Below are 19,235 nucleotides of genomic sequence, written 5' to 3'. Positions count from 1 at the left end.
AAAACGATCTTCTGTGGTCCTCGTTACTGCGTCACTGCTGCTCTTCGAACAGGCTGGTGACCGAGCCGTCCTCGAAGACCTCGCGCACCGCGCGGGCGATCATCGGAGCGATCGACAGCACCGTGATCTTGTCCAGCTCCAGGTCCGACGGGTCCGGCAGCGTGTTCGTGAACACGAACTCGCTCACCTTCGAGTTCTTCAGACGGTCCGCGGCCGGCCCCGACAGGATGCCGTGCGTCGCCGTCACTATGACGTCCTCCGCCCCGTGCGCGAACAGCGCGTCGGCCGCGGCGCAGATGGTGCCACCCGTGTCGATCATGTCGTCCACCAGGACGCAGACGCGGCCCTTGACCTCACCGACGACCTCGTGGACCGTCACCTGGTTGGCGACGTCCTTGTCACGGCGCTTGTGCACGATCGCCAGCGGCGCGTCCAGCCGGTCGCACCAGCGGTCCGCCACGCGCACGCGGCCGGCGTCCGGGGACACGATCGTCAGCTTGGAACGGTCCACCTTCGCGCCGACGTAGTCCGCCAGGACCGACAGTGCCGACAGGTGGTCCACCGGGCCGTCGAAGAAGCCCTGGATCTGGTCCGTGTGCAGGTCGACCGTCAGGATCCGGTCCGCGCCCGCCGTCTTCAGCAGGTCCGCCACCAGACGTGCGGAGATCGGCTCGCGGCCCTTGTGCTTCTTGTCCTGACGGGCATAGCCGTAGGACGGCACGATCACGGTGATGGAGCGCGCCGACGCGCGCTTGAGCGCGTCGATCATGATCAGCTGCTCCATGATCCACTTGTTGATCGGAGCCGTGTGGCTCTGGATCAGGAAGCAGTCCGCGCCACGAGCCGACTCCTGGAAGCGGACGTAGATCTCACCGTTCGCGAAGTCGAAAGCCTTGGTCGGCACGAGGCCGACACCGAGCTGGTGCGCGACCTCCTCGGCCAGCTCGGGGTGGGCGCGGCCGGAGAAGAGCATCAGCTTCTTCTCGCCGGTCGTCTTGATCCCGGTCACAGCACAGTCTCCTCAGACGTGTTGAAAGCTGCTCGCCCCCGTGTGCGTCCGTCCCGCACACGGTCAGCCAGCCGAATTGCGTGCACCTATCACGGTACGCCGTCACGGACGCACCTGTTTCCGGTCAGTTCACCCTCAGGCCTTGTCGAGGCCCTCCGCGGACCCCGACTGAGCCGCCTGAGCCGCGGCGCTTCCCGGACGCTTGCGGGCCACCCAGCCCTCGATATTCCGCTGCTGGCCACGGGCCACGGCCAGCGCACCGGGCGGCACGTCCTTGGTGATCACCGATCCGGCCGCCGTGTAGGCGCCGTCCCCGATGGTGACGGGCGCCACAAACATGTTGTCCGAGCCCGTCTTGCAGTGTGAACCGACCACCGTGTGGTGCTTGTGCTCGCCGTCGTAGTTCACGAAGACGCTCGCCGCACCGATGTTCGTGTACTCGCCGATCGTCGCGTCACCCACGTACGACAGGTGCGGCACCTTGGTGCCCTCGCCGATCGTGGCGTTCTTCATCTCCACGTACGTACCGGCCTTCGACTTCGCCCCCAGGTCCGTCCCCGGACGCAGGTACGCGAACGGACCCACGCTCGCGGAGGGACCGATCACGGCGGTGTCGGCCACGGTGTTGTCCACCCGCGCGCCCGCACCCACCCGGGTGTCCTTCAGCCGGGTGTTCGGACCGACCTCCGCGCGCTCCGCGACGTGCGTGGCGCCGAGGAGCTGCGTCCCCGGGTGCACGACCGCGTCCTGGCCGAAGGTCACGCCCACGTCGACGAAGGTGGACGCCGGGTCGACCACCGTCACGCCCGCCAGCATCGCCCGCTCCAGCAGCCGCGCGTTCAGCAGCGCGCGCGCCTGGGCCAGCTGCACCCGGTTGTTGATCCCCAGGATCTCGCGGTGGTCCCCGCCGACCGCCGCGCCGACGCGGTGCCCGCTCTCGCGCAGGATCTCCAGCACGTCGGTGAGGTACTCCTCGCCCTGGCTGTTGTCGGTACGGACCTTGCCGAGCGCGTCGCTCAGCAGCACGCCGTCGAAGGCGAACACCCCGGAGTTGATCTCCAGGATCGCCCGCTGGGCGTCGGTGGCGTCCTTGTGCTCGACGATCGCGGTCACCGAGCCGGTGGCCGCGTCGCGGATGATCCGCCCGTAGCCGGTGGAGTCGGGCACCTCGGCCGTCAGCACGGTGACGGCGTTGCCGTCGGCCTCGTGCGTCGCGGTGAGCTGGGCCAGCGTGTCGCCGGTCAGCAGGGGGGTGTCGCCGCAGACGACGACCACCGTGCCGGTGATCTCCCCGCCCAGCTCCTCCAGGCCCATCCGGACGGCGTGCCCGGTGCCGTTCTGCTCGGCCTGCACGGCGGTACGGACGCCCGCGTCGATGTCGGCGAGGTGCGCGACGACCTGCTCACGGGCGTGGCCGACGACCACGACGAGGTGCGCGGGGTCCAGCTCGCGCGCGGCGGCGACGACGTGGCCGACGAGCGTGCGCCCGCAGATCTCGTGGAGAACCTTGGGGGTCGCGGACTTCATGCGGGTGCCTTCCCCCGCTGCGAGTACGACGACGGCTGCCGGGCGATTGGCGCTCACGGGTGGGCCCTTCGGCTTCGGGTGCTGGACGCACGAAGGATACCGGGGGGTGGGGGGCCGTAAACGAAGCCGGGTCCCGACCACGGAGGTCGGGACCCGAACGCGAAGAGCTCCCCCGCCAGGACTCGAACCCGGACATAAGGCACCAAAAGCCTCAGTGCTGCCAATTACACCACAGGGGACTAAATCAGCTAAAACCGGACATTACTGTCAGGCCGTTGAATTGACGGCACCCACTATGCCGCACCAGGCGCCTTCGACGCGACGGTATAGATCAGAGCCTCTCAGGACGCGTACGGCGAGGCAGCCCCGGTAGGTGTCGCCGACGTTCTTGCGGTTCGTGCGCGGGTTGTGCCGCTTGAGCGTGGTCTTGCCGAAGTGGGAGGCGTCGAGTCCCACGACCTCGATCCAGTACCGCTCCGCGCCCGCCACGTCGGCGGATTCGTGGATCTGCAGGGTGAACCGGAGGTGGTCCTCCGTGACGCCCACGAGGCGCAGCCACGCGAGGAACGTTCTGACCATGTCCGGGTCGCTGTTCGTGAACGTGAACTGCGGTTGGGGCCGATGCGGTTTGGTCTTGCCGCCCTCGGCCCAGTAGAGGCCGACGCCGAGGATGAACAGCTCGCGGTCGGAGACGGCTCCGATCTGCTCCCGCGCCGCCCGGCGTGTCGCCGCGTACTCGGCCTTGCGGCGTTCGTGGGCCTCTCGCCGCCCTTGCTGCGCCCGCACCATGTCCGTGCCGACCGGCTTCTTGCGCCGCTCCGGTTTCGGGAGGTCGCGGACCCAGAGGGATATGGAGCTCTTCGAGCAGCCCAGTTCCCGCTGGATCCGCTCGTAGGTCATGCCCTCCAGGCGCAGTGCGCGGGCCTTGACGCGGAGGTCGTCCTTGGCGTTGGGGTGGCGCTTGCGCTCCGGTGCGGTGCGCAGGGATTCGAAGTCGGCGTATGTGCTCATGCGGACATGGTTGTCCGGAATGCGGGATTCAGGTCTCGGTCGGCGGACGGTTCAGTCGTACGTGCGATTACCGGGGGTTTGCGGGAATCATCGGCGGGTCTGTGCTGCGGGCCGTGCGTACGCTGGCCGTATGACCTTGACGGGGGAAGAGCGGGGCGGGGCCGGGCGGGACGGGCCGTGGTGGTGGGAGCGGCGGCGGGAGGCCGCCTTCGACGTGGGGCTCGGCGTGGTGTCGGCCGTCGAGTGCGGGTTCGAGGGCGTGCCCTTCGCGCGGGAGGCCGGGGTGCCCCCGGTGCTCGGGGTGCTGCTGGGGGTGGTCGTCGGGGGTGCGCTCGTGGTGCGCCGGCGGTGGCCCGTGCCCGTGGTGCTGCTGGGGATCGCGATCACGCCCGCGGTGATGGGGTTCCTGCTGGGCGTGGTGGGGCTGTACACGCTGGCGGCGTCCGAGGCGCCGAAGCGGGTCACGGCCGTGCTGGGGTCGATGGCGCTCGTGGGGACCTTCGTCGTCACGTACGTGCGCACGCGCGGGGACGTGGAGGGGGAGCCGTTCCTGGTCGTCGTGCTGTCGGTGTTCATGGCGGTGGCGCTGACGGTGCCGCCGGTGCTGTTCGGGCTGTACATCGGGGCGCGGCGGCGGTTGATGGAGAGCCTGCAGGAGCGTGCGGATTCGCTGGAGCGGGAGCTGTCGCTGCTGGCGGACCGGGCGGAGGAGCGGGCGGAGTGGGCCCGTACGGAGGAGCGGACCCGGATCGCGCGGGAGATGCACGACGTGGTGGCGCACCGGGTGTCGTTGATGGTGGTGCACGCGGCGGCGCTGGAGGCGGTGGCGGTGAAGGATCCGGCGAAGGCGGTGCGCAATGCGGCGCTGGTGGGTGACATGGGGCGCCAGGCGCTGACGGAGTTGCGGGAGATGCTCGGGGTGCTGCGGGCGTCGTCGGCCGCGCCGGCTCCGGCTCGGGCGCCGGTGGCTCTGGCCGCGGTGGTGGAGGAGGGGCCGTCGCTGGCGGAGCTGGAGGTGCTGGTCGGGCAGTCGCGGGCGGCGGGGATGGCCGTGGTGTTCGAGGTGCACGGGGGTCCGGCGGGGTACGCGGCGGAGGTGGAGCAGACGGCGTTCCGGGTGGTGCAGGAGGCGTTGACGAACTGCCACAAGCACGCGCCGGGTGCGCGGGTGACCGTGCGGCTCGCGCATCGGGAGGGGGAGGTGGCGATGCAGGTGGAGAACGGTCCGTGTGACGGCGAGGCGGCGGAGCCGGGGCTGCCGAGCGGGGGGAACGGGCTGGTCGGCATGCGGGAGCGGGTGCTCGGACTGGGCGGGGTGTTCGTGTCGGGTCCGACGGACGGCGGGGGGTTCCGGGTGTCGGCGGTGCTGCCGGGGTGCGGGGCCGGGGCCGGTTCCGGGTCCGGTTCCGGGGCGGCTCCGGGGGTGGGCCGGCCGGGGGTCAGGTCTGGGGGGCCGCGGTCCTGAGGCGGGTGGGCTGGAGGCCGGTGAGGAGGGCGGTGAGGGCTTCGTCGATGCTCGCGCCGAGGTACCAGTCGCCGCTGTGGTCGATGGCGTAGACGCGGCCTTCGGCGTCGAGGGCGAGGTGGGAGGTTCCGTCGCCTTCGGTGCCGAGGGGGCAGAGCCGGGTGGAGAGGGCGCGGCCGAGGTCGGCGAAGGTGCGGGCGAGGTGCAGGCCGGTGAGGGGGTCGATGCGGACGGGGGCGGGGGCTATCTGGCGTCCGGGGCCGGGGGCGGTGAGGGTGAGGCCGCCGAATTCGGCCCAGGCCTCGACGGCGGCGGGGAAGACGGTGTGGCGGTGGCCGGCGGGGGTGGTGTGGTCGCGCAGGGAGTCGGCCCAGTACTCGGCCTGTTTGATGTCCCAGCGGCCGGGCTGCCAGCCGGCGGTGCGCAGGGCGGTGTCGACGGCCTGGGGGAAGCGGGTGGCCGAGGAGCGGTCGTAGGAGGCTGAGGCGGTCATCTGGTCAGGCCTTCTCGGGGGCGGTGGCGGGTGCGGTGAGGTCGACGGCGCGGACGCCGAAGTGGGCGAGGAGGGCGTCGCAGGAGCGGCAGGGGGGTGCGTAGCTGCCGTGGAGGGGGTCGCCGGCTTCGCGGATGCGGCTGGCGGTGATCTTGGAGTGTTTGAGGGAGCGGCGTGCTTCGTTGGGGGTGAGGGGTTTGCGGGAGGCGCGTCGGCTGCGGCCTTCCTCGACGGCGGTGAGGTGGCGGGAGAGCAGGATCGCTTCGGGGCAGCGGCCGGTGAAGCGTTCGCGCTGGCCGCTGGTGAGGGTGTCGAGGAAGTCCTGGACGAGGGGGTGCAGGACGGGTGGCTGGTCGGCTTTGCCGGCGGTGCCGGTGAGGGTGCCGCCGCGGACGGAGAGGGCGGCGGCGATGGTGGGGAGGATGCCGTCGCGGCGGAAGCGCAGGACGGGGACGGCGGGACCGTCGGTGCTGCTCCAGCGGAGTCTGGGGTCGCCGGCGGTGCCGGTGGCGTGGGCGGTGGCGCCGTCGGGTGCGCCTCCGCCCGGGCCGATGGGGCCCCTGGGTCCCAGGGGGCCGGTGGGGCTGGTGGGGCTCGTCCGGTCCGTGGGCCCGGTGGGTCCCGTGGGCTGGTCCGGGCGGGCCGGTGTGCTGGCAATCGTGTTCCGCATGTGGCGCTTTCCCTCCCGTGGCCGCGGCGCCGACCGCTGTCGGGCCGCTGTCGCGCACGCCCCCGTGCTGCGGGGACAGCCTGTCAAATGTCCCCTGTGGTGGGGAAGCGGGGTCGAATATTCGTATCAATTCGGATGTTCCCGGCCGGGGGCCGCGGGCGTCCGTCAGGGGCCCGGCCTGGGGAGGGTGCCGGTCTTGCCGCACCGCATAGGCTGTGCGGAACCAGCCAGATCCAGCAGGGGGCTACCGCCATGACGACAGGTCGGCTCGGGCAGCAGGCCGCGCCACCCAACGCCGCGTACTCGGGGCAGGTCGTGCATTTCCCGGACCCCGTCCGGGCCGCGCGCCATCCCCAGGGGGTGCGGATGAGCGGGGACGGGCATCCCGATTTCTCGCGGTACGCGCGGGCGGCGGTGGAGATCGCCGAACCGCCGGAGGGTTTCGGTGTCGACGAGCTGCGGCTGACGGACATCGTGTCCGCGAACGCCGCCATGCGCGCGGCGGGGCACGAGCTGTGGGACACGGTGGGTCCGGTGGCGACCCCGCACGGCTGGACCTGGCACCACGTGGCGGGTTCGCGGCGCCTGGAGCTGGTTCCGGTCGAGGTGAAGGCGCTGCTGAGGCATCACGCGGGGCTGGCGACGGCGCCGGTGGACCACGAGAAGCGCGGGACGCGGGCGTTGCAGGAGGTGCGTCCGGTGCACCTGAGGCTGCCGAAGTCGGTGGTGTCGGTGTCCGAGGCGCAGGTGCTGGGGGTCGAGGAGGATCTCGGCTACCGGCTGCCGGAGGCGTACCGCTCGTTCCTGAAGGCGGCGGGCGGCTGCGCGCCGGCCGGTGCGGGGCTGGACGTGGAGCTGGGTCTGCTGGTGGACCAGCCGTTCTTCACGGTGCGTGAGGAGGCGGCGGTCAACGACCTCGTCTACATCAACAAGTGTCTGCGGGACCACCTGACGAAGGACTACCTGTGCGTGGCCTTCGCGCAGGGCGGGCTGCTCGCGGTGAAGGTCAGGGGCGAGGCGCCCGGTTCGGTGTGGTTCTCTCCGTACGACGACGCGCGCGATCGGGACGGCTGGTCGGTGCGGGAGCGGGTGGAGCGTCTGCTGCTGCCGTGCGGTGCCGATTTCGACGCCTTTCTCGAACGGTTGGCGGGTAATCCGCCGGAGCTGGAGACGGTGGCCGGTCTGATGGTGGACGGCGGATTCGCGCGTTCGGTTCCGGTAGCGGTGGAGGGGTGACGGCGCGGTGGTGACGTTTGCGCAGGCGCAGGAGCGCGCCGAGGAGTGGATCAACGGGGACGTTCCCGGTTATCAGCACCGTGAGGTGCGGGTACGGGAGTTCGGTCTCGGTTTCGTGGTGTGGGCGGAGGACCGCCCGGCCGGTCCGGTGTCGGCGGGCGGCCGTCAGCGGCTGGTGATCGCGCGCGACAGCGGTGAGGCGACGCTGTGGCCGGGGCTGCCGGTGGGCGAGGTCATCCGGCGGTACGAGGAGGAGTACGGGGCGTCGGCGACGGCGCCCGAGCCTTCGGTGCCGTCGCCGCGGATCGACGCGGAGCAGACGTCGTTCATCCTGAGCCCGCCGGAGTGGCTCCAGGAGGCGGCGGACCGGGCGGGCATCGCGCCGAGGGCGGCCGGGCCGGGGGCGGCGCAGCCGTCGTCGGGCGGGGCCCCGGGTGCGCACGCCGGTGCGGATGGGCCCGCGTACGAGCGGACCGCTCCGGAGAGCGCCCCGGCTACCCCGGCCACGCCCGCCGCCGCTGCTCCCGCCGCGTCGGCCGCGCCGGCCGCGCCCGCCGCGGAGCCCGTCGGGGCGACGCCGTGGGCCGGTACGGACGTGAACGCGGGGCCGGACGACGTGTCCGTGCCGCTGCCCGCGACGGTGTTCGCGCCGCCGCTGTCCGGGAGCGACCTGGAGGGTCCGGGGGCGCCCGCGGTCTCGGCGGAGGCCAAGACGCAGCTCATTTCGGGGGGCAGCCAGCTGCCCGCGACCGCGATCGCTCCGGCGCTCGGTGCGGGCCCGCTGCCGCTGCCGGGCGCGGGGGCGGCCGAGCCCGGTGCGCCCGCGGCTCCCGGTGGGCCCGCCGCCGCGCCGCCGGTGCGGGGGAGTGACATTGCCGACGCGCCGACGAGCAAGGCCCGGGTGAACCGGCCGTCGCCGTCGGTGCCGCCGGGTCCGCCCGGTGCGCCCGGTGCGCCCGGTGCGGGGCGTGCGCCCGGCGCGGGTCAGCCGCCCGCGCCTCCCGGTCCGCCGGGTGCGCCGGGTGGGGGCGCGCAGTACGCCGCGACGATGCTGGCCTCGCCCGCCGTGGGCCAGGCGCCCGCGCCTCCCGGTCCGCCGGGTGCGCCGGGTGGCACCGGGGGCGGCGGGGTGCAGCATGCCGCGACGATGCTCGCCGGTCCGGCGGTGGGTCAGCCGCCGGCGCCTCCGGGTCCGCCGGGTGCTCCGGGTGGGCAGGGGCCGGGTCAGCCGCCCGCGCCTCCTGGTCCGCCGGGTGCGCCGGGTGGTGCGGTGCAGCATGCCGCGACGATGCTGGCCGGTCCCGCGGTGGGTCAGCCGCCGGCGCCTCCGGGTCCGCCCGGTGCGCCCGGTGCGGGCGCTCCGCACGCCGCGACGATGCTGGCGGGTCCGGCCGCCGCGGGGCGGCCCCCGGCGCCGCCCGGGCCCGTACCGCCTGCGCCGCAGCAGCCGCACGCCCCCCAGGCGCCGCAGCAGCCCGGAGTGCCGACGGTCGGTCCCGGCTACCAGGCCGTGCTGCGCTACCGCGGCCAGGACGGTTCCGAGCAGCAGCTGATCCGCCGCTCGGCGCCCGGTACCCCGCACCCGGAGTGGCAGATCCTGCACGAGCTGCGCGCGATGGGCGTGCCGCCGCAGCAGGTGCTGGAGCTGCACACGGAGCTGGCGTCCTGCGAGCTGCCCGGCGGTTACTGCGCGCGGATGATCCGGGAGACCTGGCCGCAGGTGCGGATCACGAGCGTGGCGCCGTACGGAACGGATCACGCGGGCCGTCAGCAGGGCATGCGGCACCTCCTCACGCACCAGGGCGAGCTGCACCAGGTGGCGGACGGTCCGGCGCGCCCGGCGCCGGTGCGCGCGCCGCTGCCGCAGGTGCCGCTGGAGCCGGCGATCCCGTTGGAGGCGATCGCGGCGGAGCTGAACCAGGCCTTCGGCCCGCAGGGCGTCTTCCGGTTCGAGCAGCGTGCCGTGTCGCGCCAGGGCGTGCCGGAGATCGTGGCGCAGACGCTGGTGTGGTCGGGTCTGCCGGTGGACTTCGGTCCGTTCTTCTGGGCGCAGGCGGTGCCGGGCCAGCCGGTGCCGACGCTGGCGGAGATGGCGGCGCAGCGGCAGGTGCAGCCCGCGTCGGACGCGGGTTCGTACCTGGTGGTGGGCAGCGACTTCGGCCGGGCGATCTGCGTGCAGTACGGCACGGCGCACATCGTGGCGGTGCCGGTGGAGGCGGGTCCGGGCGGTGCTCCGGTGCCGCCGCAGTTCGTGAATTCGAGCCTGCCCCAGTTCGCGCGCTGCATGGCGATGCTGGGGTACATGTGGCGGTTGCGCCTGCACCTGACGCCCGAACAGGCGGGGCGCTGGACGGCCGACTTCCAGCTGAAGCTGGCGGCGCTGGACAGTGCGGCGCTGGCGTCGCCGGAGAACTGGTGGTCGGTGCTGCTGGAGCAGATGTGGGACGGGCTCCTCTGACCCGAACCCTGCTCCGGCCGCCGCGGGCGGTCTGTCCGGTCCCCGGTTGATCCGGTGACCGTCCGGGCATCTCTGATGAGTGGCCGGGCCGGGACCCCCGAACGGGGTCACGGCCCGGCCATTGCCGCTTCTGTACGTAAATGACGCATCCTTGACAGGAACCACCCCGCATCGGCCACACGCCGCACGCCACGCGAGAGAGGCGTTTTCCAGGATGAGTGCACCCATGTCACCGCGTCACCGGGGTTTCGAGACCGTGCGCGGCCGCGGCTACCGGACCGATCAGGTGGACCGGTACCTCGCCCGGCTCGCCGGCGGCCGGGACGAGGCCTGGGAGCGGGTGGCCCGGCTGACCGTGCTGGAGCGGCAGTTGGAGGCGGAGGCGCAGCGCCTGGCCGCGGTGGTGGCCACGCTCGCGCCCCAGACGTACGACGACCTGAGCGAGCGGGCGCGGCGGATCCTGGCGCTGGTGGAGGAAGAGGCGGAGAGCGTACGGGCGGACGCGCGCGCCGACGTGTCGGCGATCCTGGGCGCCGCCGAGGCGCACGCGGAGCGGGTGGCGGAGCTGGCCCGCCAGGACGCCGGGGCGGTGCGGGACCAGACGGAGGTCCGGGCCCGGCAGGGGCTGGAGCGGGCCCGGCGGGAGGCGGAGGAGATGCGGGCGGCGGCCCGCGAGGAGGCGGCGGACTGGCGGACGCAGGCGCAGGAGGCCCTGGCCGAGACGAGCCGCCGGGCCGAGGCGCTGCTCGCCGAGCGCGACCGGGAGCACGCGGAGCGGTGGGAGGCGGCGGAGCGGGAGCTGGCGGCGCGCGAGGCCGCGGTGGAGGCGCGGCTCGCGGAGCTGGAGCGGCACGGCCAGGGGGAGCTGGAGGCGGCCCGGCGGGCCTTCGCGGAGCAGGAGGAGGCGGCCCGGCACGGCCAGGAGGACGCGGAGGCGCGGGCGGCGGAGCTGCTGGCGCTGGCGCGGGCGCGGGAGGAGCGCACGGTGCGCGAGACGGAGCGGATCCTGCGGGAGCACGAGGCGGCCCAGGAGGAGATGCGGGCGCACATGAACCACGTCCGCTCCAGCCTGGCGGCCCTGACGGGCCGCGCTCCGGCGGAGGGCTGAGGCGCTGCCTCCGGCCGGCCGGTCCCACCGGCCTGGTCCGCCCGGCCGGGGTCCCGGCCGGGGTCAGGCCGTTCGCAGGCCGGTCAGGAAGCGGTCGGCGAGGGCCGCGATGTGCGGCAGGTGGGTCTCCAGGGCGAAGTGGCCCGCGCCCTCGAAGAGGTGGACGTCCGCGTCGGGCAGGTCGCGCGCGTACGCCGTCGCGCCCGCCGGGAGGAAGAAGGGGTCGCCGGTGCCCCACAGGACGAGCGCGGGCGGCCGGTGCGTGCGCAGCCACTCCTGCCAGAGCGGGTACAGCGTGATGTTGCCGCCGTAGTCGAAGGCGAGGTCGGCCTGGGCGTCGGCGCGGCCCGGCAGGTCGAGGAAGTGCTGGTCCAGGGTCCAGCTGTCGGGGGAGAGCAGGGTGGGGTCGGCGACGCCGGTCTCGTACTGGAAGCAGGTGCCGCCGGGGGTGAACAGGCCCCGGACCCGCTCCTCGCTGCCGGGCACCTCGCGGCGCAGTCCCGCGAACTCCCGGGCGGTGTCGGAGAGTCCGTCCTCGTAGGCGTTGCCGTTCTGGACGATGAGGCCGGTGATCCGCTCGGGGGCGCGGGTGGCGAGCCGCAGGCCGACGGGCGCCCCGAAGTCGAAGACGTAGAGGGCGTAGCGGTCGAGGCCGAGGGCTTCGGTGAACCCCTCGACGATGTCGGCGAGCCGGTCGAAGGTGTACGTGAATCCGGCCGGCGCCTCGGTGTGGCCGAAGCCGGGGTAGTCGGGGGCGATGAGGCGGTGCGTGGCGCCGAGGGCGTCCATCAGCCGCCGGAACTGGTGCGAGGCGGTCGGGAAGCCGTGCAGCAGCAGGAGGACGGGGGCGTCGGCGGGGCCGGTCTCGCGGTAGAAGACGCGGACGCCGTCGACGTCGGCGTACCGGTGGTGGACCTGCGGAACCGAAACGGTGAGCGGAGTGCTCATCACATGCCTCCCCTTGGCTTGGAGGCATTAGTCTTGCCCGGTGCGGCCTAATGGGTCAAGGGGTTTCGTTGTCATTAGTCGCGCGCTAGGGTGGAGCCGTGACCGTGACCTTCCCGCTCCTCGGTGAGCCGCTCGCGCTGGACCTCCTCAACACCCGGTCCCCGGCGTTCGGGGACCTGATCGCGACCCCGGAGGGCCTCACCGCCTGGCTGGCGGCGCAGCCGGGACGGCTGACCCCGGCGGCCCGGGTGAGCGGCGCGGACCTGACCCGCGTCCACGCGGTACGGGAGGCGGCGCGGGTCGCGCTCGAAGTGGCGCGGCAGGGCGAGCGCCCGCCCGCCGGGGCGCTGCGGGCCCTGAACGAGGCCATGGCGGCGGCCCCCGCGCACCGCGAACTCGTCTGGACGCAGTCCGGCGGGCTCACGGCGGCCGTGCACCGGCGGGCCGAGGACCCCGGGCGGCGGCTCGCGGCCGAACTGGCCGGGGCGGCGGCGGACCTGCTGACCGACCCCCGCGTGCGGGAGGTCCGCGGCTGCGAGGGCGCGGAGTGCGAGCTGCTCTTCCTGCCCGCGAACGCGCGGCGGCGCTGGTGCGTGGCCGGGATCTGCGGCAACCGGGCCCGGGTGGCGCGGTACTACGCCCGGCACAAGGGCGAGGGGTGAGGCGGCTCGCCTGCCCGGCCCGCCCGCCCTACGGCCGCGCGGGCGGCTCGTCGCAGGGCGCGGGCGCGAGGGCGGGCGCGGCTTCCCGCTCCGGCGCGGGCGCGGCGGGCCGCTGCGGGACGACGGGCACCGCCACCGCGTCCGCCGTGGCGACGAGTTCGGCCTCGACCACCGGTACCGCCACCGGAGCTGGGTCGGCCACCGGCGCCGGGGGCCGGTAGACGTACGGGTCGCTGCGCAGGCCGCGCGAGGTCACGTGCACCGTGAACGGCTGCTCGGGGCCGTCCGCGGGGGGCGGGCGCAGGAGGGTCAGGGTGCCGTCGCTGACGAGGTCCGCCTCCCGCTGCGGCTCGTCGCCGACGGTGACCCGGACCTTGCCGTGCAGGGGGTCGTCGCAGAAGCCGCCGCCCTCGACGTGCAGGAGGTCACCCGTGCGCGTGACGCGGGTGATGACCGGGTTGGGGCGGGTGGCCACCTTGTTGAGCAGGTAGGCCGCGGCGGGGGCGCCGGTGAGCGCCCACATCTCCGTGGGCAGCTTCGGCAGGCCCGCGCCCACGTCGGCCACGAAGAACGCGGCGACGTAGAGCATCGTGACGATGCTGAAGGCGACGTACTGGAGGTCCATCAGGTCGGTCTGGCCGGAGTCGTTGGAGATGAGTTCGCCCATCGGCAGCCGCTCGGCGGGGGCGGTGGGTCCGGTGGGCGCGGCGCCCGGCGCGGACTTCTTCTCCGGCTTGAAGAGGTGGCCGTGCTGCACGCGCAGGCCGACCACGCCCTTGGCGCCGATGAGGGCCAGGTACGGGCCGCCGAGCAGCGGCAGGTAGACGCTCGTCAGGGAGGAGAACGGGTTCTGCGGGCCCTGGAACCAGCCGATGCCCCGGGTCAGTCCGTATGCCAGCAGCACGAGCAGCATCCACACGAGCAGCCCGGTCCAGGCGGCGGCGAGCGTCCTGGACGTGGAGAGCCGGCCGTCGCGGCCGGTCACCAGGCCGGGGTGGGCGCGCAGGGTCCGGTACCCCAGGAGCAGTCCGGCGACGAGCGTGAGCAGTGCGGGCAGCCAGGCCATGTGTCGTTTCCCCCCGTTCGGTCCCCGTCCGTGGTCTACCGCGTGACCGGGTCCATGACAAGTCCGCCACGCCGGTGGGCCGTTCGGGCGTACGGGAGGACCGCGCGCCCGGCGCCCCCGCCCGGCCCCTTGCGCTCAGCCTTCCCGGTCCTCCCGGTCCTCGCGGCCCTCGCGGTCCTCCCGGTCCTGGGCCTCCGTCAGCACCGGGAAGCGGCGGGGCGCCAGCAGGAGCAGCGCCAGTACGGCGGCCACCGCGGCCGCGGTCGCCCCCAGGTAGATGTGGTCCACGGCGGTGGCCACCGAGGCCCGCAGGTAGTCGGCGGCCGCGGCGGGCAGCGCGCCCGGCTCCGCGAGGGCCTGGGAGACGTCGTCCAGGCGGGCCGGCAGCCCGCCCATCGGGGCGTCGGCGAGCCGGGCGGCGATGGTGGCGTTGGCGACGGCCCCCAGCAGCGCGGCGCCGACGCTCTGGCCGACCTGCCGGGAGAAGAGGACGGACGCGGTGGTGGTGCCGCGCTCCGCCCAGCCCACCGTGGCCTGGACGCCGATCATCAGCGGCAGCTGGAACAGGCCGAGGGCGCAGCCGAGCAGGAGCATGACGAGCGCGGGCTGCCAGGGCCGCGCGTGCGCGGGGAGCAGGGTGAAGGAGTAGAGGACGGCGGCGGCCAGGGACATGCCGATCACGGCGCTGTCGCGGAAGCCGATCCGCCGGTAGACGTGCTGGCTGAAGGCGGCGGATATCGGCCAGCTCAGGGTCATGGCGGACATGACGAACCCGGCGCCGATGGGGCCGAGTCCGAGGACGGCCTGGGCGTAGGTCGGCATGAACACCATGGGCGCCACCATCAGCAGGCCCAGCGCGGCCATCGCGAGGTTGACGGCGGCGATGGTGCGCCGGCGCCAGACCCACCCCGGCAGTATCGGTTCCTCGGCCCGGCGTTCCACCCGGACCACCACCGCCGCCAGCACCGCGCTCCCGGCCAGCAGGCCCAGGGACGGCGCGGACAGCCAGGGCCAGGCGACCCCGCCCTGGACCAGCGCGAAGAGCAGCAGCCCGCCGCAGGCGAAGACGGCGAGCGCGCCCGCCCAGTCGATGGGCCCCCGGGTGCCCCGGGCCCGTACCGGCTCGGCCAGGTGCCGGACGATCAGCCACAGCGCCAGCCCGCCCAGCGGCAGGTTGATCAGGAAGATCCAGCGCCAGTCGGCGTAGGCGGCGAGCAGCCCGCCGACCGCGGGACCGGCGACGGAGGAGGTGGCCCACACGGTGGACATCCGGGACTGGATCCGCGGCCGTTCCTTCAGCGGGTACAGGTCGGCGGCCAGCGTCTGCACGGTGCCCTGGAGGGCGCCGCCGCCCAGCCCCTGGACGATGCGGAAGGCGATCAGCGCGGCCATGTTCCAGGCGGCCGCGCACAGCAGCGAGCCGAGGAGGAAGAGGGCGACCCCGAAGAGGAGCACGGGTTTGCGGCCGAAGGTGTCGGAGAGCTTCCCGTACACGGGCAGGGAGACGGTGACGGCGAGCAGGTAGCCGGAGAAGAGCCAGGAGAAGACGGAGAAGCCACCGAGATCGCCGACGATCTGGGGGACGGCGGTGGCCACGATGGTGCTGTCGAGGGCGACCAGGCCCATGGTGAGCATCAGTGCGGCGACCACGGCGGTACGCGGACGGGCGCGCGCCCCGTCGGCTCCGGCGGCCCCCGGCTTCGTCGTACCCGCGTCCGCGTCCGCGTCCGCGTCCGTGTCCGTGTTCGCGTCCGTGTCCGCGGCCGCGCCCGTGTCGGCGTCGGCCCCCGTTCCCGTCTCCCCCGTACCCACCTGGATCCCTTCACTGTGCACGCATGGGCGGAGAACACCATCTCACCGCGGCCGTACCGGCGGTATCCCCCAGGTCTCCTCGCCCGCAGGGGTGACATCCCCTAGGGGTTGCTCCGCAGTAAGGAGCAGGGGCCTTTCGTCCCGACGGAGGAGGCCGAAAGTCCTCACGGCTTCTTAACTGGTTCCTACGGGCCGCTGGGGGGCGGCTCCCACGGGGGTGGGGCCGGCCCCCGGACGGGCCCCGCCCGTCGTACCCGCGACAGTCGCACGCACCAACCGAGGAGAACACCGTGACAACCGCACTGACCGATACCCGGCACGGGGGCGCTGGAGGGCATGTGGCCGTCGCGGCGCGAGCGCGGGAGGTCGTCAAGGCCTACGGCACCGGCGAGACCCGCGTGGTGGCCCTCGACGGCGTCGACGTGGACATCCACCGCGGCCGGTTCACCGCGATCATGGGACCGTCGGGTTCCGGCAAGTCCACACTGATGCACTGCCTCGCGGGCCTCGACACGGTGAGCAGCGGCCGGATCCACCTGGCCGACACCGAGATCACCGGTCTGAAGGACAAGAAGCTCACGCAGCTGCGCCGGGACCGGATCGGCTTCATCTTCCAGGCGTTCAACCTGCTCCCGACGCTGAACGCGCTGGAGAACATCACGCTCCCGATGGACATCGCGGGCCGCAGGCCCGACCAGCAGTGGCTGGACCAGGTCGTGGAGACGGTCGGTCTCGCGGGGCGCCTGAAGCACCGCCCGACCCAGCTGTCCGGCGGCCAGCAGCAGCGCGTGGCGGTGGCCCGGGCCCTGGCGGCCCGCCCCGAGATCATCTTCGGGGACGAGCCGACCGGGAACCTGGACTCGCGGGCCGGGGCAGAGGTGCTGGGCTTCCTGCGCCGCTCGGTCGACGAGCTGGGCCAGACCATCGTCATGGTCACCCACGACCCGGTCGCCGCGTCCTACGCGGACCGGGTGCTCTACCTCGCGGACGGCCGGATCGTAGACGAGATGTTCGACCCGACCGCCGAGCTGGTCCTGGACCGCATGAAGGACTTCGACGCGCGCGGGCGGACGTCATGACCGTCCTGAAGACCTCGCTGCGCAACTTCGCGGCGCACAAGGGGCGGATGGCGCTCTCGGCGATAGCCGTGCTGCTCTCCGTCGCCTTCGTCTGCGGCACCCTCGTGTTCACGGACACGATGAACACGACCTTCGACAAGCTCTTCGGGGTCACCAGCGCCGACGTCACCGTCAGCCCCAAGGAGGCCGGGGACGACGGCGAGAACCAGCAGCGCGGGCGCCCCGAGGCGCTGGCGGGCACGGTCGTCGACCAGATCAGGAAGGTCGAGGGCGTCAAGTCCGCCGAGGGCGGCGTCATCTCGGCCGCCGTGACGGTGGTCGACGCCAAGAACGAGAACATGGGCTCGACGACCGGCGCCCCGACGCTGGCGGGCAACTGGAACGACAACGAGCTCAAGTCCATGAAGATCACCTCCGGGCACGCGCCGCGCGGCCCCACCGAGGTGATGGTCGACGCCGACACGGCGAAGAAGCACCACCTGGCCCTCGGCGACGAGCTGCGCACGATCGCCATCACCGGCGACCTCCGCGCGCGGATCAGCGGCATCGCCGCCTTCACCGTGACCAACCCCGGTGCGGCCGTCGTCTACTTCGACACCGCCACCGCCCAGCAGGGCCTGCTCGGCGCCCGCGGCACCTTCACCCACGTCAACGTCGTCGCCAAGGACGGCGTGAGCGACGACCAGCTGAAGAAGAACATCGCCACCGCCGTCGGCCCGGGCACCTACAAGCTCCAGACCGCCAAGGAGTCCGCGGACGCGGGCCGCAAGAGCGTCGGTTCGTTCCTGAACGTCATGAAGTACGCGATGCTCGCCTTCGCCGGGATCGCGTTCCTCGTCGGCATCTTCCTGATCTTCAACACCTTCTCGATGCTGGTCGCCCAGCGCACCCGCGAGATCGGCCTGATGCGCGCCATCGGCGCCGACCGCAAGCAGGTCAACCGCTCCGTCCTGGTCGAGGCGTTCCTGCTCGGGGTGGTCGGCTCGGTGCTCGGCGTGGCTGCGGGCGTCGGCCTGGCCGTCGGCCTGATGAAGCTCATGGGCCTGGTGGGCATGCACCTGTCCACCGACGACCTGACCGTGCGGTGGAGCACCCCGGTCCTCGGCATCGTGCTCGGGGTCGTCGTCACCGTCGTCTCCGCCTACCTCCCGGCCCGCCGCGCGGGCAAGGTCTCCCCGATGGCCGCCCTGCGCGACGCCGGTACCCCCGGCGACCGCACGGCGGGCGTGGTCCGCGCCGTCCTCGGCCTGGTCCTCACCGCGATCGGCGGCGCCGCCCTGGTCGCCGCCGCGGGCGCCGACAAGGCGGCCACCGGGTCGCTGTGGCTCGGGCTGGGCGTGGTCCTGTCCCTGATCGGCTTCATCGTGATCGGCCCGCTGCTGGCGGGCGTCGTGGTCCGGGTGCTCGCCGGGGCGGTGCTGCGGCCCTTCGGTTCCGTCGGCCGGCTCGCCGAGCGCAACGCGCTGCGCAACCCGCGGCGTACGGGCGCCACGGCCGCCGCGCTGATGATCGGCCTGGCCCTGGTGGCCTGCCTGTCCGTGGTCGGCTCCTCGATGGTGGCCTCCGCCACCGACGAACTCGACCGCTCGGTCGGCGCGGACTTCATCATCCAGTCGCAGAACGGGCAGCCGGTGCTCCCGCAGGCCGAGAAGACGCTGCGCGCGGTCCCCGGCATCGACCACGTCACCGCGTACAAGATCCTCGACGCCAAGCTGACCACTCCGGACGGCAAGAGCGAGGACAAGACGCTCTCCGCCGCGGACCCGACCTACGCCGACGACCTGCGCAAGAAGACCGTCTCCGGCGAGCTGAAGGCCGCGTACGGCAAAAACGCCATGTCGGTCGGCCAGACCTATGCGAGCGCGCACGGCCTGAAACTCGGTGACGAGCTGACGGTCGCCTTCAAGGAGGGGGCGGCGGCCAGGCTGAAGCTCGCGGCGATCACCTCGGACGAGGGCAGCATCGACAAGGGCGCGATGTACACGAGCATCGCGACGGCCGCGCAGTACGTGCCGGCCGACCGGATGCCGCAGAACCTGATCATGTTCGCCAAGGCCGAGGACGGCAAGCAGCAGACCGCCTACGACGCCATGAAGAAGGCGATGGCCGCGTACCCGCAGTACGACGTGCGCAACCAGACCGACTTCAAGAAGACCATCAAGGACCAGGTCGGGCAGCTGCTCAACATGGTCTACGGCCTGCTCGCCCTCGCGATCATCGTGGCGGTGCTGGGCGTCGTGAACACCCTCGCCCTCTCGGTGGTCGAGCGGACCCGCGAGATCGGTCTGATGCGCGCCATCGGCCTCTCCCGCCGCCAGCTGCGCCGCATGATCCGCCTGGAGTCGGTGGTCATCGCCCTCTTCGGCGCCCTGCTCGGGCTCGGGCTGGGCATGGGCTGGGGCGTCGCCGGGCAGCAGCTGCTGGCGCTCCAGGGCCTCAAGGTGCTGGAGATCCCGTGGCCCACCATCCTGGGCGTCTTCGCCGGATCGGCCTTCGTGGGCCTGTTCGCCGCCCTGGTCCCGGCCTTCCGGGCGGGCCGGATGAACATCCTGAACGCGATCGGCACCGAGTGAGCGACTGAGGGCCACTGAGGCTCAGCGCTCCCGTACGACGGCGGGCGGCCCCGGATCCGGGGCTGGTGCGCGCGGCCCGCGTGCACGCCTCCGGCCGGCACATCCCGGAGTTCTTCTC

The 19,235-nt window shown here is 73.3% G+C and carries 15 protein-coding genes and 1 tRNA gene; 7 read left to right on the top strand and 9 right to left on the bottom strand.

Annotated elements, in window-relative coordinates:
• Positions 1-31: 31 nt before the first annotated feature.
• From ABZY31_RS14465 to ABZY31_RS14450, 4 genes are all read right to left on the bottom strand, one after another.
• Complete coding sequence (locus tag ABZY31_RS14465) at positions 32-1,009, bottom strand: ribose-phosphate diphosphokinase (RefSeq protein WP_112451977.1); 978 nt, start codon at positions 1,007-1,009, stop codon at positions 32-34.
• Between the two features lie 135 nt (positions 1,010-1,144).
• Complete coding sequence (gene glmU, locus ABZY31_RS14460) at positions 1,145-2,593, bottom strand: bifunctional UDP-N-acetylglucosamine diphosphorylase/glucosamine-1-phosphate N-acetyltransferase GlmU (protein ID WP_356409332.1); 1,449 nt, start codon at positions 2,591-2,593, stop codon at positions 1,145-1,147.
• 110 nt (positions 2,594-2,703) lie between these two features.
• Positions 2,704-2,775, bottom strand: a tRNA-Gln gene (locus tag ABZY31_RS14455).
• A gap of 28 nt (positions 2,776-2,803) precedes the next feature.
• Entirely contained in the window at positions 2,804-3,547 is a 744-nt protein-coding gene (locus tag ABZY31_RS14450; RefSeq protein WP_356409329.1) for a hypothetical protein, read from the bottom strand.
• A 130-nt stretch (positions 3,548-3,677) separates the two neighbouring features.
• Here ABZY31_RS14450 and ABZY31_RS14445 point away from each other — a divergent pair, with 130 nt between their 5' ends.
• Positions 3,678-5,012, top strand: coding sequence for a histidine kinase (locus ABZY31_RS14445; protein ID WP_356409326.1), 1,335 nt, complete (start codon positions 3,678-3,680; stop codon positions 5,010-5,012).
• Here the strand turns inward: ABZY31_RS14445 and ABZY31_RS14440 are convergent.
• On the bottom strand, positions 4,987-5,505 hold the full coding sequence (locus ABZY31_RS14440; RefSeq protein WP_356409323.1) for an SUKH-3 domain-containing protein: 519 nt from the start codon (positions 5,503-5,505) through the stop codon (positions 4,987-4,989). The two genes, ABZY31_RS14445 and ABZY31_RS14440, sit on opposite strands and share 26 nt — an antisense overlap.
• A gap of 4 nt (positions 5,506-5,509) precedes the next feature.
• Positions 5,510-6,058 carry a YwqJ-related putative deaminase gene (locus ABZY31_RS14435; protein ID WP_356409514.1) on the bottom strand — a complete coding sequence of 183 codons (549 nt, stop codon included), beginning with the start codon at positions 6,056-6,058 and terminating at the stop codon, positions 5,510-5,512.
• A gap of 369 nt (positions 6,059-6,427) precedes the next feature.
• On the opposite strand from ABZY31_RS14435, the gene ABZY31_RS14430 reads away from it, so the two are divergent.
• From ABZY31_RS14430 to ABZY31_RS14420, 3 genes are all read left to right on the top strand, one after another.
• Positions 6,428-7,411, top strand: coding sequence for an SMI1/KNR4 family protein (locus ABZY31_RS14430; RefSeq protein ID WP_356409320.1), 984 nt, complete (start codon positions 6,428-6,430; stop codon positions 7,409-7,411).
• Positions 7,412-7,418: 7 nt separating this feature from the next.
• Positions 7,419-9,869 (top strand): SUKH-4 family immunity protein, encoded by a 2,451-nt coding sequence (locus ABZY31_RS14425; RefSeq protein ID WP_356409316.1) that lies wholly within the window; start codon positions 7,419-7,421, stop codon positions 9,867-9,869.
• Between the two features lie 226 nt (positions 9,870-10,095).
• Positions 10,096-10,977 carry a DivIVA domain-containing protein gene (locus tag ABZY31_RS14420; RefSeq protein ID WP_356409313.1) on the top strand — a complete coding sequence of 294 codons (882 nt, stop codon included), beginning with the start codon at positions 10,096-10,098 and terminating at the stop codon, positions 10,975-10,977.
• 63 nt (positions 10,978-11,040) lie between these two features.
• Here the strand turns inward: ABZY31_RS14420 and ABZY31_RS14415 are convergent, their stop codons facing one another.
• Positions 11,041-11,925 (bottom strand): alpha/beta hydrolase, encoded by an 885-nt coding sequence (locus ABZY31_RS14415; RefSeq protein WP_356409310.1) that lies wholly within the window; start codon positions 11,923-11,925, stop codon positions 11,041-11,043.
• 98 nt (positions 11,926-12,023) lie between these two features.
• Here ABZY31_RS14415 and ABZY31_RS14410 point away from each other — a divergent pair, with 98 nt between their 5' ends.
• Positions 12,024-12,587, top strand: a complete 564-nt coding sequence (locus ABZY31_RS14410; protein WP_356409307.1) for an ABATE domain-containing protein — start codon at positions 12,024-12,026, stop codon at positions 12,585-12,587.
• Positions 12,588-12,615: 28 nt separating this feature from the next.
• On the opposite strand, the gene ABZY31_RS14405 is transcribed toward ABZY31_RS14410, so the two are convergent.
• Both ABZY31_RS14405 and ABZY31_RS14400 read right to left on the bottom strand, forming a co-directional pair.
• Positions 12,616-13,653, bottom strand: a complete 1,038-nt coding sequence (locus ABZY31_RS14405; protein WP_356409304.1) for a hypothetical protein — start codon at positions 13,651-13,653, stop codon at positions 12,616-12,618.
• A gap of 135 nt (positions 13,654-13,788) precedes the next feature.
• Positions 13,789-15,486 carry an MDR family MFS transporter gene (locus tag ABZY31_RS14400; RefSeq protein WP_356409301.1) on the bottom strand — a complete coding sequence of 566 codons (1,698 nt, stop codon included), beginning with the start codon at positions 15,484-15,486 and terminating at the stop codon, positions 13,789-13,791.
• Positions 15,487-15,755: 269 nt separating this feature from the next.
• Between ABZY31_RS14400 and ABZY31_RS14395 the strand changes: the two genes are divergently transcribed.
• A complete protein-coding gene (locus ABZY31_RS14395; RefSeq protein ID WP_356409299.1) occupies positions 15,756-16,544 on the top strand; it encodes an ABC transporter ATP-binding protein in 789 nt (262 codons plus the stop codon).
• Entirely contained in the window at positions 16,541-19,117 is a 2,577-nt protein-coding gene (locus tag ABZY31_RS14390) for an FtsX-like permease family protein (protein ID WP_356409296.1), read from the top strand. Before ABZY31_RS14395 ends, ABZY31_RS14390 begins: the two co-directional genes overlap by 4 nt.
• The last annotated feature ends 118 nt before the right edge of the window (positions 19,118-19,235 follow it).

The sequence above is a fragment of the Streptomyces sp. NPDC006529 genome (assembly GCF_040611795.1).
Classification (GTDB): domain Bacteria; phylum Actinomycetota; class Actinomycetes; order Streptomycetales; family Streptomycetaceae; genus Streptomyces.
This window is presented reverse-complemented; position numbering and strand designations above follow the sequence as displayed.